The organism is Cellulomonas sp. P24, from assembly GCF_024704385.1.
Classification (GTDB): Bacteria; Actinomycetota; Actinomycetes; order Actinomycetales; family Cellulomonadaceae; genus JAJDFX01.
Map to the genome: position 1 here is coordinate 1,731,864 of NZ_JAJDFX010000002.1, position 16,590 is coordinate 1,748,453.

Annotated in this window: 16 protein-coding genes and 1 other RNA gene; 7 read left to right on the forward strand and 10 right to left on the reverse strand. The window is 72.7% G+C overall.

All coding sequences use genetic code 11. The features are described from left to right. Position 1: 1 nt before the first annotated feature. The 4 genes from LJB74_RS08165 to LJB74_RS08180 all read right to left on the reverse strand — a co-directional run bounded on the left by LJB74_RS08165 (position 2) and on the right by LJB74_RS08180 (position 4,652). Entirely contained in the window at positions 2–865 is an 864-nt protein-coding gene (locus LJB74_RS08165; RefSeq protein ID WP_259308060.1) for an alpha/beta fold hydrolase, read from the reverse strand. Then, the gene (locus tag LJB74_RS08170) at positions 862–1,806 is read right to left on the reverse strand and encodes a 3-carboxyethylcatechol 2,3-dioxygenase (RefSeq protein ID WP_259308061.1); all 945 of its coding nucleotides are present in this window, start codon (positions 1,804–1,806) and stop codon (positions 862–864) included. Before LJB74_RS08170 ends, LJB74_RS08165 begins: the two co-directional genes overlap by 4 nt. A 492-nt stretch (positions 1,807–2,298) precedes the next feature. After that, positions 2,299–3,366 (reverse strand): aspartate-semialdehyde dehydrogenase, encoded by a 1,068-nt coding sequence (locus LJB74_RS08175; RefSeq protein WP_259308062.1) that lies wholly within the window; start codon positions 3,364–3,366, stop codon positions 2,299–2,301. A 2-nt stretch (positions 3,367–3,368) separates the two neighbouring features. Beyond that, entirely contained in the window at positions 3,369–4,652 is a 1,284-nt protein-coding gene (locus LJB74_RS08180) for an aspartate kinase (protein ID WP_259308063.1), read from the reverse strand. Positions 4,653–4,905: 253 nt separating this feature from the next. Here LJB74_RS08180 and LJB74_RS08185 point away from each other — a divergent pair, with 253 nt between their 5' ends. Next, positions 4,906–5,874: an ABC transporter ATP-binding protein gene (locus LJB74_RS08185; RefSeq protein ID WP_259308064.1), complete on the forward strand. Its 969-nt coding sequence runs from the start codon at positions 4,906–4,908 to the stop codon at positions 5,872–5,874. Next, positions 5,871–6,989, forward strand: coding sequence for an ABC transporter permease (locus tag LJB74_RS08190; RefSeq protein ID WP_259308065.1), 1,119 nt, complete (start codon positions 5,871–5,873; stop codon positions 6,987–6,989). Before LJB74_RS08185 ends, LJB74_RS08190 begins: the two co-directional genes overlap by 4 nt. A gap of 42 nt (positions 6,990–7,031) precedes the next feature. Here LJB74_RS08190 and LJB74_RS08195 read toward each other — a convergent pair whose 3' ends face one another. The 5 genes from LJB74_RS08195 to LJB74_RS08215 all read right to left on the reverse strand — a co-directional run bounded on the left by LJB74_RS08195 (position 7,032) and on the right by LJB74_RS08215 (position 12,148). Then, on the reverse strand, positions 7,032–7,553 hold the full coding sequence (locus tag LJB74_RS08195; protein ID WP_259310315.1) for a DUF5063 domain-containing protein: 522 nt from the start codon (positions 7,551–7,553) through the stop codon (positions 7,032–7,034). Positions 7,554–7,653: 100 nt separating this feature from the next. Then, entirely contained in the window at positions 7,654–8,253 is a 600-nt protein-coding gene (gene recR / locus LJB74_RS08200; RefSeq protein ID WP_259308066.1) for a recombination mediator RecR, read from the reverse strand. 57 nt (positions 8,254–8,310) lie between these two features. Then, positions 8,311–8,838: a hypothetical protein gene (locus LJB74_RS08205; RefSeq protein ID WP_259308067.1), complete on the reverse strand. Its 528-nt coding sequence runs from the start codon at positions 8,836–8,838 to the stop codon at positions 8,311–8,313. After that, positions 8,780–11,383: a DNA polymerase III subunit gamma and tau gene (locus tag LJB74_RS08210; protein ID WP_259308068.1), complete on the reverse strand. Its 2,604-nt coding sequence runs from the start codon at positions 11,381–11,383 to the stop codon at positions 8,780–8,782. The genes LJB74_RS08205 and LJB74_RS08210 overlap by 59 nt, the downstream gene beginning before the upstream one ends. 75 nt (positions 11,384–11,458) lie before the next feature. Beyond that, entirely contained in the window at positions 11,459–12,148 is a 690-nt protein-coding gene (locus tag LJB74_RS08215) for a LysE family translocator (RefSeq protein WP_259308069.1), read from the reverse strand. A gap of 100 nt (positions 12,149–12,248) precedes the next feature. Between LJB74_RS08215 and LJB74_RS08220 the strand changes: the two genes are divergently transcribed. Continuing rightward, positions 12,249–12,704 (forward strand): Lrp/AsnC family transcriptional regulator, encoded by a 456-nt coding sequence (locus LJB74_RS08220; protein ID WP_259308070.1) that lies wholly within the window; start codon positions 12,249–12,251, stop codon positions 12,702–12,704. A 219-nt stretch (positions 12,705–12,923) separates the two neighbouring features. On the opposite strand, the gene ffs is transcribed toward LJB74_RS08220, so the two are convergent. Next, positions 12,924–13,021: signal recognition particle sRNA small type (gene ffs, locus LJB74_RS08225), an RNA gene on the reverse strand. A 106-nt stretch (positions 13,022–13,127) separates the two neighbouring features. Between ffs and LJB74_RS08230 the strand changes: the two genes are divergently transcribed. The 4 genes from LJB74_RS08230 to LJB74_RS08245 all read left to right on the forward strand — a co-directional run bounded on the left by LJB74_RS08230 (position 13,128) and on the right by LJB74_RS08245 (position 16,586). Beyond that, positions 13,128–14,561 carry a ferric reductase-like transmembrane domain-containing protein gene (locus LJB74_RS08230; RefSeq protein ID WP_259308071.1) on the forward strand — a complete coding sequence of 478 codons (1,434 nt, stop codon included), beginning with the start codon at positions 13,128–13,130 and terminating at the stop codon, positions 14,559–14,561. Between the two features lie 13 nt (positions 14,562–14,574). Continuing rightward, positions 14,575–15,078: an FMN-binding protein gene (locus tag LJB74_RS08235; protein ID WP_259308072.1), complete on the forward strand. Its 504-nt coding sequence runs from the start codon at positions 14,575–14,577 to the stop codon at positions 15,076–15,078. Then, on the forward strand, positions 15,075–15,899 hold the full coding sequence (locus tag LJB74_RS08240; RefSeq protein ID WP_259308073.1) for an FAD:protein FMN transferase: 825 nt from the start codon (positions 15,075–15,077) through the stop codon (positions 15,897–15,899). Before LJB74_RS08235 ends, LJB74_RS08240 begins: the two co-directional genes overlap by 4 nt. A 297-nt stretch (positions 15,900–16,196) precedes the next feature. Beyond that, positions 16,197–16,586, forward strand: coding sequence for a VOC family protein (locus LJB74_RS08245; protein WP_259308074.1), 390 nt, complete (start codon positions 16,197–16,199; stop codon positions 16,584–16,586). The last annotated feature ends 4 nt before the right edge of the window (positions 16,587–16,590 follow it).

A 16,590-nucleotide genomic window follows, 5' to 3' on the forward strand; every position in this document is an offset into this window, starting at 1 on the left:
GTCAGCCCTTTCTGCCCAGGAAGTCCAGGACGCGCTCGTTGAAGGTGGGGGCGTCCTCCCACTGCGGCCAGTGCGCCGCGTCGCGGATCACGAGCAGCTCGCCGTCCGGGATCATCGCGGCGAGCCGCTCCCCGGTCTCGATCCCGCCCGACGGCTCGTGGTCCGTCCACACGAGGAGCGTCGGGACCGGGATCGCGGCGTAGTCCTCGTCGGAGACCCGGTTGCGGAACCTCGTCTCAGGGTCCTGGAGCACCATGATGTGGTCCATCGAGCGGGCGAAGCCGTCGCGGGCGTAGATGCTGCGCCGCACCTCGACGAGCTCGTCGGTGATCAGGTTCGGGTCGTGGATCACGACCTGCAGGCGAGCCTTGACGTTCTCGAACGTGGGCTGCTCGACGGCCTGCCGGCTCACCGATCGGGTCCGGCCGATCGCCCCGGTGGTGACCATCCGGCCGCCCGGTGCGGCGAGGACGAGCGTGCGTACCCGCTCGGGGTGGTGGGCCGCGACCTTGATCGCGATCCACCCCCCGAGCGACTCCCCGCACAGGTCAACTGCGTCGAGCCCGAGCGCGTCGAGCAGCCCGAGGAGGTGCTGCTCGTAGTCCGGGATCTCCAGGTCGGACTCCGCGAGGGTCGTGAAGCCGTGACCCGGGTAGTCGTACGCGACGACACGGTAGGCCTGCGCCAGCGCGCGGATGTTGTGCGTGAACGCCTCGATGTGCCCGCTGGTGCCCGCGAGCAGGACCACGGTGCGCTCACCGTCACCGACGGTGAGCACCCGGGTGCGCCACGGGCCGACGTCGACGTACTCGAGCCGGTGCGGAAGGTCGGCGACCTCCGGCCAGAAGGTCCCGAGCGACGTCATGCGGCGTCGCTCACCGCAGCGGTGACCGCGAAGCCGCTGCCCCAGGAGTGCACGGGCCAGTACTCGTCGACGACCAGGTGGTACGGGCCGGCCGTCGCGAGGCCGCTGTACGCGGCGATCCAGGTGCGGACCTCCTGCGCGCCCCTGCCGCCACCGGCTCGCATCCATGCGCTGGTCCACGGGTCGACGACGGTGAGGTCGCCGCCACGGCACGCGTCGAGGATCGTGGTGTCCCACTCCTCGTCCAGCGGCTGCATCGACGTCGCGGTCGCCTCGTCGTAGTTGCGCAGCCCCTCGAGGATCGCGGCCTCCCGAGCGGCCTGCTGCTCACGGGTCGTACCGCCGGTCGTGATCCGGTCGCGCACCGCCTGCTCGGCGATGTCCCACTCGGGCAGCGGCGGGTCATGGGACAGCCCGCCGGAGGCGAGCATGAGCACGCGCTTGTCGAGCTTCTGCGCCGCGCGGCCCACGGCCTCGCCGAGGAGGCGCACCCGGTTCATCGGCGTCAGCGGGTGACCCACGGAGTTGACGAAGATCGGCACGAACGCGGTCGTGAAGTCGTGCCCGTAGAGGAACTCCAGCGGCTGGAGCATGCCGTGGTCGACGCGGAGCCGCTCGGACCGCGCGATGTCGATGCCCTCGGCGAGGACGGCCTCGAGCAGCTCTCGCGCGAGGACGCTGTCGACGGGCAGCGGGCCCTCCCGGGTGCCGTAGTCGCCGATGCCGCTGGCCTGGGCGCCGATGCAGAAGGGCGGCATCATCTCGTAGAGGACGCCGTTGAAGTGGTCCGGCCCGAACGCGATCGTGACGTCGGGGTCGAAGTCCTCGACGAACGCGCGGACCCGACCGATCGCGGCGTTCATCTCCTCGAAGATCGTCCCGCCGGGGTCGACGACCCCGAAGCCGGGGACATGGGACATCGCAGCTACGGCAAGCGTCATTGCTTCCTCGTTCCTCGTCATGAGCCACATCGGTCTGTCGAGCGTAGAACGAGGATTCTAGATTGTGGGTACCAGAATGTACAGTGCCTGAATCGCACCGGCGCAGCACGACGACGGCGCCGCCGACGCGCCTGCGAACGGGCAAGCGGACGCGCAGGCGAACGGGGATCGGCCGGGTCGGCCGGAGGCACGGATGACCTTGCCGACGGCAACGTGCCGTGGGTCAGCGTCCGCGCTCAGCGCGCAACGAGGTATCGCGCGTCGACGCCGCCGCGACGCGCGTCGCGATGTCACCGCAACGCGCCGACCGGTCCGAGAGTCGAGCCGGACATGCCCACCACGGGCACGGACACGGCAAGGCCCAGCCCGAGGCAGGGCACGGCCGTCACGGGCACACGGCGGGCACACCGGGTGGCCCCTGGCGCACCCGTCAGCGAGGCTGCGACGGCCGCGAGCGCCCTCGCTCGGGCAGCGGCCGCCGACCTCGCGGTGTCAGGCGGAGGCGGGTACCCCGGCGGCGATGACCTCGGCGATCTGCACCGCGTTGAGGGCGGCGCCCTTGCGCAGGTTGTCGTTGCTGATGAACAGCACCAGACCACGGCCGCCCGGGACGCTCTGGTCCTGGCGGATGCGGCCCACGAGGCTCGGGTCGATCCCGGCGGCGGTGAGCGGCGTCGGGACGTCGGCGAGCTGCACGCCCGGTGCGTCCGCGAGCAGCTCGCGGGCACGGTCCGGCGTGATCGCGCGGGCGAACTCGGCGTTGATCGACAGGCTGTGCCCCGTGAACACCGGGACACGCACGCACGTGCCGGCCACGAGGAGGTCCGGCAGCCCGAGGATCTTGCGGGACTCGTTGCGGAGCTTCTGCTCCTCGTCGGTCTCCTCGGAGCCGTCGTCGACGAGGTTCCCCGCGAGTGCCACGACGTTGAAGGCGATCGGTGCGACGTACTTGACGGGCTCCGGGAGCGTGACGGCCGAGCCGTCGTGCACGAGGGCCTCGAGGGGGGTCTCACCGGCGACCGCGGCGCGCACCTGACCGGCGAGCTCGGTGGCCCCGGCGAGGCCGCTGCCGGACACCGCCTGGTAGGTCGACACGATCAGGCGCTCGAGGCCGGCCTCGGTGTCGAGGACCTTGAGCACGGGCATCGCGGCCATCGTGGTGCAGTTCGGGTTGGCGATGATGCCCTTGCGCGCGTCCCGGATCGCCTCCGGGTTGACCTCGGAGACGACCAGGGGGACGTCCGGGTCCATCCGCCACGCCGACGAGTTGTCGATCACGGTGACGCCGGCCGCGGCGAAACGCGGGGCCTGGACCTTGGACGTCGCTCCGCCGGCGGAGAACAGGGCGATGTCGAGCCCCGTCGGGTCGGCCGTCGCCGCGTCCTCGACGACGACGTCGGTGCCCTTCCACGGCAGCGTGGTGCCGGCGGACCGGGCCGAGGCGAAGAACCGGATCTCAGAGACCGGGAAGTCCCGCTCGTCGAGGAGTCGGCGCATGACGGCCCCCACCTGACCGGTGGCCCCGACGACGCCGACGCGAAGACCTGCGCGCTCGCTCATGACTACCGTCCCGTCCCGCCGTAGACCACGGCCTCGTCGGCCGTGGTGTCCAGGTTGAAGGCGGTGTGCACCGCGCGCACCGCGTCGTCGAGGCTGTCCGCCCGGGTGACGACCGAGATGCGGATCTCCGACGTCGAGATCATCTCGATGTTGATCCCCGCGCCGGAGAGCGCCGCGAAGAACTGCGCGGAGACGCCCGGGTGGGACCGCATGCCGGCACCGACCAGCGAGAGCTTGCCGATCGTGTCGTCGAACTGGAGCGACGCGAACCCGATGTCGCTCTGGTGGGTCGTGAGCGACGTCGTCGCCTTCACGCCGTCCGTCGCGGGCAGCGTGAACGAGATGTCCGTCTTCCCGGTCGCCGCCTCGGAGACGTTCTGCACGATCATGTCGATGTTGACGCCGGCACTTGCGACGACCTCGAAGATCCGCGCGGCCTTGCCGGGGACGTCCGGGACGCCGACGACCGTGATCTTGGCCTCGCTGCGGTCGTGCGCGACGCCCGCGATGATCGGCTGCTCCATCTGTCCCTCTCCGTCCTGAGCGCTCGTCGGCGCATCCGTCACCAGTGTGCCTGTGCGACCCGAGAACGAGGAACGCACGTGCACGGGCACCCCGTAGCGGCGCGCGTACTCGACGCACCGCACGGCGAGCACCTTGGCGCCGCTCGCGGCGAGCTCGAGCATCTCGTCGTAGCTGATCCTGTCGATCTTGCGTGCCGATCGTGCGATCCGCGGGTCGGCCGTGAAGACCCCGTCGACGTCGGTGTAGATCTCGCAGACGTCCGCGCCGAGCGCGGCTGCGAGCGCGACGGCGGTGGTGTCCGAGCCGCCGCGCCCGAGGGTCGTGATGTCCTTGCTGTTCTGGGCGACTCCCTGGAAGCCGGCGACGACCGCGACCGCGCCGTCCTCGAGGGCCGAGCGGATGCGGCCCGGGGTGACGTCGATGATCCGGGCGCGTCCGTGCACGTCGTCCGTGATGACCCCGGCCTGGGACCCCGTGAAGGAACGCGCCTCGACACCGAGGTTCGCGATCGCCATCGCCAGCAGGGCCATCGAGATGCGCTCGCCCGCGGTCAGGAGCATGTCGAGCTCGCGGTTCGGCGGCACCGGGGAGATCTCGTGCGCGAGGTCGAGGAGCTCGTCCGTCGTGTCCCCCATCGCCGAGACGACCACGACCACGTCGTCGCCGGCGCGCTTCGCCTCCGTGATCCGCTTCGCCACGCGCTTGATGGACTCGGCGTTGGCGACGGACGAGCCGCCGTACTTCTGGACGATGAGAGCCACGGTCAGCACTCCGGGTTGTTCGGGAAGGGGTGAGCTGACGGCCCGCGCCGGAACGTCGTCCTGACGGCGCTCGAGCACGTGCGAGTCACCGCGGAGTCTATGACGGCCCACACTGCGGAACGGTGGAGGTCCGCAGTGTGGATACACCGGTCGCGCCCTGCGACGGGAGCGCTCAGCAGTCGCGCGGAACACGCACATGATCTGCACAGCGAACGCCGCGCGCACGCCGAGGCAGCCCCCTAGCGTGAAGGTCATGTCGATCACAGGGGCGGGCGACGGTCCGCGTGCACGAGGCATCGTCGCCACCGGGGTGCACCGTTCCTTCGGCTCGGTCCACGCCGTCGCCGGCGTCGACCTGACCGCACGGGCGGGCGCCGTCACGGCCCTCATCGGTCCGAACGGCTCCGGCAAGACGACGCTGCTGCTGATGCTCGCCGGTCTCCTCGTCCCCGACGCGGGCCACCTGACGGTCGACGGCTACGACCCCGTGACCGAGGGGTACGCCACCCGGGCGCTCGTCGGCTGGATGCCCGACGCGTTCGGCACGTGGGACTCGCTCACCGCACGCGAGGTGCTCACGACCGTCGGCGCCGCGTACCGGATGTCCCGCGCGGACGCCGCGAGCCGGGCGAGCGAGCTGCTCGACACGGTGCACCTCACCGAGCTCGCGGACAGCCCCGCACGCGTGCTGTCGCGCGGTCAGAAGCAGCGCCTCGGTCTCGCCCGCGCCCTGGTCCACGACCCCTCCGTGCTGCTGCTCGACGAACCCGCCGGCGGCCTCGACCCACGCTCCCGGGTGGACCTGCGGCTCCTGCTCCGCCGGCTCGGGGCCGAAGGGCGGACGGTCCTCGTGTCGAGCCACGTGCTCACCGAGCTCGACGAGATGGCCGACGACGCCGTGTTCCTGTCGCGCGGTCGGACCGTCGCCGCCGAGACCGTGCAGGCCGCGAGCGCGGCGCGTCGGACGTGGCGCGTGCGTGCGCTGTCCGCGAGCGCCCTCGCCGCGTGGCTGACGAGCGTCCGGGTCCCGTGGGACGCGGAGGACTCGGTCGCCCCACCGGCCGACGCCCCCGGGGCGCTGCTCATCGCCCTCGACGGCGAGGCGTCCGCGGCCGCACTCCTGAAGGACGCCGTGACAGCCGGGATCCCCGTGACGTCGCTCGCGCCGGCCGGCGGCGCTCTCGAGCAGACCTACCTGTCCCTCGAGGAGGAGCGGCGATGAGCACCGTCGAGAGCGCCGTCGGCGCAGGCCCCGTCCGCCCGTCGGCGCCGCACCGTGGGGCGTGGGCCCTGACCTGGAGCGGCGTGAGGACCGTCGCCGTGCTGGAGCTCCGGCAGCGGGTGCGCTCCACCCGGTGGATCGTCGCGCTCGTCGTGTGGTTCGTCGTCGTCGGCGGGATCACGGCCCTCGCGTCCGGCAGCGTCTCGTTCCTGAGTGGGACGGGCGGGGTGGCACCGGCGGGCCCGGTGATCTTCGGGTTCGTGGTCTTCTTCGTGCTGTTCCTCGGGCTCCTGGTCGCCCCGACGTTGAGCGCGACCTCGATCAACGGGGACCGCAACGCCGGCACCCTCGCGACTCTGCAGGTCACGCTGCTCTCGGCGGCGGAGATCGTGATCGGCAAGCTCGCCGCGTCGTGGGTCGCCGCACTCGCGTTCCTCGGTGCGAGCCTGCCGTTCATCGTCTGGGCCCTGGCAGCCGGCGGGGTGCGCGTCATGGCGCTCGTCGCCACGGTGCTGGTGCTGGCCCTGATCCTGGCGGTCGTGTGCGCGATCGGCCTGGGGTTCTCCGCCCTGACGGCACGCACGTCGGGCTCGGCGGTGCTGACCTACCTGACCGTCGCCGGGCTCAGCGCCCTCACGCTGATCCTGTTCGGTCTGACCGTCCCGCTCGTCAACACCCACGCCGAGGTGAAGGTCTACGGCGTCGAGAGCTGGGACTCCGAGCTCACCCCCGAGTGCTCCTGGTTCTCCGAGACCCGCACGGTGGTGCACACCGAGCGCACGTGGTGGCTGCTGGCGCTCAACCCGTTCGTGATCGTCGCCGACGCCGCACCGGCGACGACGTCCACGCTGGACCAGACGAGCTTCGACCCGCTCTCCGCCATCCGTACCGGGGTCCGCTACGCGCGTACCGGGCCGGAGATGGTCGTCGACAACTGCTGGACGCAAGGCCCCGGCTACGTGTCCCCCGTGCCGGAGCGTCGGCTCGACTCCGCACCCGTGTGGCCGTGGGGCGTGGGCGCCTACCTGCTGATCGGTGCGGGGTCCGTCGCCCTGGCGGTCCGCCGGTTGCGGATCCCGCAGAAGGTCCTCCCGCGCGGGACCCGGGTCGCCTGACGGCGTGTCCGGGGGCGCCTGACGGGCCCGCGGACGACGAACCTAGGCCTGCAGGGCGTCGTACTCGGCTTCGGCGGCGACGTCGTCCTCGACGTCGAGCCGCAGGTGGGCCAGGATCACCTGCACGACTCGCAGGACGCTCGAGGCGCGCTCGCCCCAGACCGACAGGTACGAGAACTGCCACCACCACAGCGCCTCGAGGATCTGGTCGGCCTCGAAGTGCCGTAGCCCTTGGGCCAGGGCGGATGCGATGGCGGACAGGTCCCCGGAGAGCGTTCCCCCGGTGACGTCGGCGCCGAGCAGCGGGTCCTCGACCTCGACGTACTCGTCGATCCCTTCGAGGACGTTGGCCAGACCGGTGCGCAGCGGGTCGACGTCCGGGTCGGGGCCGAGATCCGGCTCGAACCGTGACGCGGGGACGACGTCGACCATCGCACCGAGCCGGGCACCTGCGGACAGGACGTCCGACGTCGCGAGGAGCAGGAGCGGGACGACGGCCTCCGGGTTGGTGCCGGACGCGACCTCGGTGACCGTGCTGAGGAAGCTCCGTGACTGGGCGGCCATGGTCTGGGCGATCTCGACGAGGTTCGCGACGTCCTCGGACGGTGGCGTCTGGGGTTCGGCAGGTGCGGGCGACGTGGTCGCCTCCGGGGTCGGACGTCTCTCAGGCACTGATCCTCCGCCTTCCTTCGAACGCGCGACCGAGGGTGACCTCGTCGGCGTACTCCAGGTCGCCGCCGACGGGAAGGCCGGAGGCGAGTCTGCTGACGTTCAGCCCCATGGGGACGAGCATCCGGGCGAGGTACGTCGCCGTGGCCTCGCCCTCGACGTTCGGGTCCATCGCGAGGATGACCTCGGTGACCTCGCCGGAGGCGAGCCGCGTCAGCAGCTGCGTGATCCGCAGGTCGTCCGGGCCGATGCCGGCGATCGGGTTGATGGCGCCGCCGAGCACGTGGTACTTGCCGCGGAACTCCCGGGTGCGTTCGATCGCGACGACGTCCTTGGGTTCTTCGACGACGCAGATCACTGCGGGTGACCGCCGCGGGTCACGGCAGACCCGGCACTGGTCCTCCTGCGTGACGTTGCCGCAGACGTCGCAGAACCGCACGCGTGCCTTGACCTCGGTCAACGCGTCGACGAGCCGGCGGACGTCGATCGGGTCAGCGGCGAGCAGGTGGAATGCGATCCGCTGGGCGCTCTTGGGGCCGACCCCGGGCAGTCGCCCGAGCTCGTCGATCAGATCCTGAACCGCGCCCTCGTACACGCCGCCAGCCTACGGGGTCGGTCCGACGTCAGGGTCGTCCTGGTGCCGACTGTCCGGTCAGACCTCGTCGCCGAGCTGCTCGTCGATGACCGTCCCGCCGAGCATCTGGGCCACCAGGGGTGCGCCGGTCAGCCCGGAGACCGCGAGGTCGGGGTCGTCCGGCGAGGGCGAGTCCTCGACGACAGCGGCGGCGCGCCGTGCGGCCTCGGCTCGCGCGTAGGCGAGCTCGCCCGCCTCCCGGGCGCTCAACGGCCGTCCGCTCGCGGGTCGGGGAGCAGCCTGACGGTCCGGAGCGGGCCGGGCTCCGGGGGCCGGTGCCGTGGCGGCAGTTCGGGCGTCGGGTGAGGGCCGGGTGGACGGGCTGCCGGTGGGGGCGGGCCGGCCGGCGCTCGGCTGCGAGGGTGCGGGCCGGCCGACGCTCGGCCGCGCGGGTGCGGCGACGGGCGAGCCGTCGTCGGGGTCGAGTCCACCCCAGTCGGAGTCGTCCGGCTCTTCGGCATCGGGGATGCCGTCGGACCCCCAGGCCTCAGCTGGCCGGTCCTGGGTCGCCTCTGCTGCCTGGTCCTGGGTCGGGGTGGTCTTCACCGTGGGGGGGGACGCCACGCGAGGGTGCCGGCGTGCCGGAGAGCGCTGCACCGGACGGCGCTGGATCAGCGGCTGCCTGTCGGGCGGCGCCGCGCGCACCGGCTGGTGCGGCAGTCTTGCTGGTCGGTGCAGCCGATCCACCTGCTCGCGCCTCGGCGTCGGTCGGTGCCGCTGTCGCTCGAGGCCGGCCGGCGGCTGTGCCTGCGTGCTCGTCGAGCACGCCCTCGACGCGGACGTCGAACCCGAGCGTCTCGCGGACGGCCTGCTGGATGGCGGCTGCGTGCGGTCCGTTGCGGAACGCGGTCGCCACTCCCGCGCCGGTGAACGCGAGCCGCAGGGTGGTCGCGTCGAGGTCGGCGACCTGCGCGTTCTGGCTGACGAGGATCCAGCTGACCCGCTTGATCTGCTTGAGCGTCTCGAGGACCTCAGGCCACCGCCGGCGCAGCATCTCCGTCTCGGCGCCCGAACGGCCATCGCTGCGCGGTTCACTGGGCTCCGTCCCGACCGGGTCGAGACCCGCCGGGACGGGTGCAGCGGAAGGCTCGGCGCTTCCCGTCGCCGGGGTGGCCTGCGGCTCGACCTCCGAGGAGGCGGTGGGCTCCGGTGCGAGGGCGCTCTCGGGGGTCGGCGCGGGATCGGCGACTGCCGGTCGGGCGGCGGCAGCGGGCTCGCCGACGGCCGGCTGGGCGACGACCTGCTGGGCAACGGCAGGCTGGGCAACGGCCGGCTGGGCAACCTCGGGCCAGGCCACGTCGTCCGGCGGCGCAGCGTTCGTGGAGTCGGGCGTCGTGGGGCTGGGCGTCGTGGGGGCCGCCGCTGAGCGGGTACGCGTCGAGGGGGCCGAGGCCGCCGGCTCGGCCGCTCCGGTCACAGATGCCGCGGTCGCTGGCACCGTCGGCTCGACTGCTCCGGTCATCGGCGCCACGGCCTCGGTCGCCGCGGTGGCTGGCGCTGCGGTGTTCGGCGCTTCGGTCACCGGCACTTCGGTCACCGGCGCCACGGTCCTGGTCGCCGCCGTGTCAGGCGCTGCGGTCGCCGACACTGCCTCGTCACGCACCGCAGCCCCCGGAACGACCGCCCCCGGCACCGCAGGCGCTGCGGGCGCTGCAGGCGCCACGGGCACAGCAGCGTTGCCGTCCCGCGCACCCGCCTGTGCGACCGCGCTCGTCTCTTGCGCGGCCGGCCGCGACGGTGCAGACGTCGGCCCGGTCTGCGCCCGGGCACCGGTCGACGCGTTCCCCAGCGCGGCACGGACCGCGGCGGCGCCACGCCCACCGGCGGCGGAGACCGCACCGGCGGCCGTGACCGTCGGCTCGTCGGTCGCACCCGCCTCGGCATCGCGCGGTGCGGCCGCACCCGTTGAGACGCCGGTGGCCCAGCCGCCGCGTTCGAGACGGTCGAGCCGCGCCCCGAAGCCGGCCACGTCGTCGTCCGCCGAGGGCAGCAGCAGCCGGGCGACCAGCAGCTCGAGGTGCAGCCGGGGTGACGTCGCGCCGGTCATCTCGCGCAGGGCGTCGTTGACGAGGTCGGCGGCCCGGGAGAGCTCGGCGGCACCCAGGTGACCGGCCTGGAGTCGCATCGCTGCGAGCTGGTCAGCGGGAAGCTCGCGGAACACCGCACCGGCGGCGTCCCCGGAGGCCGAGATGACGATCAGGTCGCGGATGCGCTCGAGGAGGTCCTCGACGAACCTGCGCGGCTCGTGCCCCGTGCTGATGACGCGCTCGACGACCCGGAACGCGCTCGCGCCGTCCCCGACGGTGACGGCACCAACGAGGTCGTCGAGCAGCGACACGTGCGTGAAGCCGAGGAGCGCGACGGCGCTCTCGTAGTCGATCCCGTCGGGGCCGGACCCGGCGACGAGCTGGTCGAGCACGGACAGCGCGTCGCGGACCGATCCCGCCCCCGCGCGGACGACGAGCGGCAGGACGCCGCCGCCGACGGTGACCCCTTCGGCGGTGCACAGCTGGCCGAGGTAGTCGATCAGGACGTCCGGCGGGACGAGACGGAACGGGTAGTGGTGCGTCCGCGAGCGGATCGTGCCGATGACCTTGTCCGGCTCGGTGGTCGCGAACACGAACTTCACGTGCGGCGGCGGCTCCTCGACGATCTTGAGCAGCGCGTTGAAGCCCTGCGGCGTGACCATGTGGGCCTCGTCGAGGATGAAGATCTTGAAGCGGTCCCGGGCCGGCGCGAACGTGGCCCGCTCCCGGAGCTCACGCGCGTCGTCCACCCCACCGTGGCTCGCGGCGTCGATCTCGACGACGTCCAGGCTGCCCGGGCCCCCGCGGGACAGCTCGACGCACGAGGCGCACACACCGCACGGGGTGTCCGTCGGGTGCTCGGGGGTGTTCTCGACGCAGTTGAGGATCCTCGCGAGGATGCGCGCCGAACTCGTCTTCCCGCAGCCGCGCGGACCGGAGAACAGGTAGGCGTGGTTCACCTGGCCGGACCGGAGCGCCTGCCGCAACGGGCCGGTGACGTGCTCCTGACCGATCACCTCGGCGAAGTTCTCCGGGCGATAGCGGCGGTACAGCGCAGTGGTCACCCCCGAACTCTAGAGGTCCGGTCCGACGTCGTCCTCCCCCGTCGGGCCTTCCTGCACCTTCGCCGCGCTGCCCCGCTACCCGACGGCGAGCACGACGGCGAGCACCCCGACGAGCCCGAATCCACCGACCCCCAGGGCACGACGCAACCGGTCGTCCGACCGCGCGCGCACCCGGGCACCGAGCAGTCCGCCGGCGACGGCGAGCACCGCCTGCCACGCCAGCGAGGCGACCGCCACGCCGACGACGAACGCCCAGCGGTCTGCCGACGACGACCACCGCTGCGCGAGACCCGCCGCGAGCACGGCGAACGCCGTCGCGGTGAGCGGGTTGATCGCGGTGAGCGCGACGAAGCGTCCGTAGACCCGGAGCGGGCGGGACGGGCCGAGAACGTTCACCGCGTCGTCGGCGGTCCCGGCAGCCGACCCACGTGGTCCTCGGAGCGCCCCGAGCAGTCCGCGGACCGCGATCGCCCCGAGCACCAGGGCTCCGACGAGCCTGATGGTGGACTCGTGCCCGGCGAGGGCCGCCGACACCCCGGCACCGGCGAGCACCGCCACCGTCGCGTAGACGGCGTCCACCGAGGCGACCCCCGCCGCGCCCGCGAGCGCGGTCCGGGTGCCCCGCGACATCCCCTCGTGGAGCAGGAGCACACCGATCGCCCCGAGGGGCATCGCGACGGCCAGACCCGCGGCGAGGCCGGTCGCCAGCGGCGGGACAACGCCCGTCAGCGCGGCGACCGGCGGTCCCGCCAGAGTCAGGTTCATCGGGCGATCATGGCGTGCGGGGGCGGCCGGTCGAGGACGACGCTGCGATTGTCGCTGCTGCGACCGCGACTGTCGCGGCCCGGGGTGCAAGGATGGCTGAATGGACCAGATCGACCGCGACATCCTCCGCGAGCTGACCGCAGATGCGCGGTTGCCGTTCCGCGAGCTCGGGACGCGCGTCGGGCTGTCGGCGAACGCGGCGGCGGCGCGCGTGCGACGCCTCGAGGCGGACGGCGAGATCCTCGGCTTCACGATCCGGGTGCCGGCGGCCGACTCTCCCGTCGGCGCCCCGGCGCGACCTGGTCTCGAGGTGTTCATCGACCTGCGGCTGCGCCCCGACGTGACGTACGAGGCCTTCGCGGCGTCACGCGCGTCGGGTGCGTTCCCCGAGCTCCTCGACGCGGTCCACCTGACCGGCAGCTACGACTACCTGGTGCACGCCGTGGTGCCCGACGCGGCCGCCCTCGACCGCCTGGTCCGCCGACTCAAGTCCGACGCCGGCGTCGCCCAGACCTTCACCCGCCTCGCGATGCGCACCCCACCCCCGACATCCTGACCGTGCGCCGCCCCAGCCAGCCCGCCCAGCCTGACTCGCCCGACAGGCCCGACAGGCCCGACTGGCCCGACTGGCCCGCGAGATCGTGAGTTTCGTGCGAGATCGCACGTCACACCGTGCGACCTCGCGCCGGACTCACGATCTCGGCGCAGGAGCGGGGGCGCGGGGGGCGGCGGCGACGCGGGACATGGGGCCGGGGCCAGGGCCAGGGCCAGGGAAAGCAAGGACCCCCCCGCACACCCGTCAGAGCTCGCCTGCCCTTGCTGCCTTCCGGCCCTGGGGGGGTTCAGCGAGATGACGCCGCACGAGGGGTCGACTCCAAGCCTAACGCAGCGGCGACGTCCCTCGAAGCCGTGGAGGGTCCATGGCAAACTCCCAGGAAGCCGTCAGCATCACCCCAGTCGGGTGGGGGACCTTGTACTCATGGCCACGACGACACTTCCGCGCGCTGCCCGGGTCGGCGGTACCCGACCGGTCCGGTTGCGCGCCCCACGGCGCCAGCTCTGGTGGACCGACGCCGTCGGCGTGGTCGTCTGGGCCAGCATCCTTGTGGTGGTCGCCCTGTGGGTGTCCCACAACGGGGTGCAGAACCTCACGGCCAGCAGCTCGTCGTTCTTCCTCACCACCGGACGGCTGAGCGGGCTCATCAGCTCGGACCTGCTGCTCCTGCAGGTCCTCGCGATGGCCCGCATCCCGTGGGTCGAGCGGGCGCTCGGTCAGGACAAGATCACCCGGTGGCACCGGCTCATCGGGTTCACCTCCGTGAACCTGCTGCTCGTGCACGTCGTGCTCATCACGATCGGGTACGCGATGCTCGGTCAGGTCGGGATCCTGAACGAGGCGATCTCGCTGATCCTGACCGCGCCCGGGATGCTGATCGCGACCGCCGGCACCGCGCTGTTCGTACTGATCATTTCCACGTCGATCCGCGCCGCCCGTCGCAAGCTCCGCTACGAGTCGTGGCACCTGCTGCACCTGTACGCGTACCTCGGCGCGGGCCTCGCCCTGCCGCACCAGCTCTGGACCGGCACGGACTTCCTCGCGTCGCCGCTCGCGACCGCCTACTGGTGGGGTCTGTACGGGGTCGCGCTCGTGAGCGTGCTGGTCTTCCGGGTCGCCCTCCCCCTTGCCCGCTCGACGCGTCACGGGTTGCGCGTCACCCACGTCGTGCCCGAATCCCCTGGTGTCGTGTCGGTGCACATGGCGGGTCCGCAGCTCTCGAAGCTCCAGGCGGCGCCCGGTCAGTTCTTCGTCTGGCGGTTCCGGACCGGGCCCGGCTGGACGCGCGGGCACCCGCTCTCGCTCTCGGCGGCTCCGACGTCCCACGGTCTGCGCGTGACGGTCGGCGTCCGCGGGGACGACGGGCAGCGGATCATGAATCTCGCTCCCGGCACCAAGGTGATGGTGGAAGGCCCCTACGGCCGTCTGACCCCGGACATGCGGTCCCGCAAGGCCCTGGTCGCGGTCGGCAGCGGTCTCGGCATCGCGCCGCTGATCGCCCTCCTGCAGGACGCCGCCGCGCACAGCAAGTCCCTGGACCGCCCGATGACCCTCGTGCGCCGGGTCAGCGGCCCCGAGGACAAGCCCTTGCAGAAGGACATCGACGCCCTCGTCGACGCCGGGTACCTGCGGGTCCTCGACCTCGTCGGCCCGCGCAGCAAGGCCGGGACCGGGTGGCTCCCGTCGCACCTGGGGCACGTCCCCGGGCGCAAGGCCGTCAAGCTGCTCGTCCCCGACATCGCCGAGTGTGACGTCTACGTCTGCGGCGCCGCGCCCTGGGTGGAGGCCGTGTCAGCGGACCTCCGCTCGGCCGGAGTGCCCGACGACGCCCTGCACATCGAACAGTTCTCCTGGTAGGAACGGAAACCTCATGCGCCGCATCGTCGTCGTCTTCAGCAGCACCATCACCGCGCTCGTGCTGCTCATGGCCTGGCCCACGAGCACGAACCGCGGTGGCGCGAGCCTCGCGTCGCTCGCGAGCGGGTCCGGTGCGGGATCGGGCTCGGGGTCCGGTGCCTCCACCCCCGCCCCCGCCGCGGCTGCTCCTCCCGCGGCCGCCGCGAAGTCCGGCACCACCACCGCCACGAAGAAGGGCAAGGACGGAACGTTCACCGGGCAGTCCGCCGACACGCCGTACGGCCCGGTGCAGGTGAAGATCACCGTCACCGGCGGCAAGTTCACCGACGTCAATGCGATCGTGCTGCCGCACGGCAACAGCTACGACGAGCAGGTCGACCAGTACGCGGTCCCCGTCCTCGCGAAGGAAGCCGTCGCGGCGCAGTCCGCCAAGGTCTCGATGGTCGGCGGCGCGACGTACACGAGCACCGGGTACCTCCAGTCGCTGCAGAGCGCCCTCGACCAGGCGGGGTTGTGACCACCGACCTCCCGGACGCCATCGCCGACGCCGTCGCCACCCTGCGTGCCGAGGCGGCGGCCGGCACCCGTCGCGTGTGGGTCGAGCAGATCATGGGCATGCCGATCAGCGTGCACGTCCGCGGCGAGGAGGCCCGCGGTCACGCCGCCGAGCAGGCCGTCGCACGGGTCTTCGCCGACCTGCGCGCCGCCGACGCGATGTTCTCCACGTACCGCGAGGACTCGCAGATCAGCCGCATCCAGCGCGGCGAGCTGACGATCGCCGACAGCGACCCCGCGGTGCGGGAGGTCCACCGGCTGTGCGAGTCGGCCCGGCTGCGGACCGACGGGTACGTCGACGCGTGGAACTCGATCCCCGGACGCCCCGGGGTGTTCGACCCGACCGTCCTGGTCAAGACGTGGGCCGTCGCGCGCGTGGCACGGCACTTCAGCGCTGTCCCGTCCCTCGCGCTGGCCATCGGCGCCGGCGGGGACATCCTCCTGACCCCCGGGGACGAGCCGGAGCCGTGGACGATCGGCATCCAGGACCCGACGGACCGTGCACGCACCATCGCGACGTTCCCCATCCGCGAGGGCGGGACGGCGACGTCGGGACTCGCGGCGCGTGGGGCGCACATCGTCGACCCGCACATCGGCGAGGCCGCCGTCGAGGTGCTCTCGGCGACGGTGATCGGCCCGTCGCTCATGTGGGCCGACGTGTGGGCCACCGCCGCCGTGGCCCGGGGTCGGTCGGCGATCGAGTGGGTCAGCACGCTGTTCGGCACGAGCGGCCTGCTGGTGCTGGCCGACGGGACCGTGCACCGCTGGCAGAACGAGGTGTGAGACGGGCCGCCCACGCTCATCCGGGCACGTGCGTCCGCGCCGTCGTGCGACGCCTGCCCCGACGGTTCGGCTCCCACCCCCGTCGGGGCAGACGTGACACCTCCGTCGCCACACGCCTAAGGTCACGATGCGGTCGGTGGGCTCCCTGCCCGTCACGGATCCCGCCCGCACAGCTGCACGACGCGACCCCGACCGGCTCGACCGGACCCGCAGGGACGGCCGCGCCACGACCCACGACCTCGACACGAGGCCGCCGCGCGACGGCGCGCGGCGACCGGTACAGGAACCAGGCGCCACATGCCCCGCATCGTTCTCACCAGCATCTTCGTCGACGACCAGGACAAGGCGCTGCGGTTCTACACCGACGTCCTCGGCTTCGTGAAGAAGACCGAGGTCGCCATGGGCGAGCACCGGTGGCTGACGGTCGCCGCACCCGGCGACGAGACCGGGCCTGAGCTCGTCCTCGAGCCCGACGACCATCCCGCCGTCGGACCGTTCAAGCGCGCGCTCGTCGCCGACGGCATCCCGTTCACGTCCTTCGCGGTGGCCGACGTCCGTGCCGAGCACGCGCGACTCGTCGAGCTCGGCGTGCGGTTCACGCAGGAGCCCTTGGCGATCGGGCCGCTCACGACGGCCGTGCTCGACGACACCTGCGGGAACCTCGTGCAGCTCGCGTCGCAGGACTGACGCC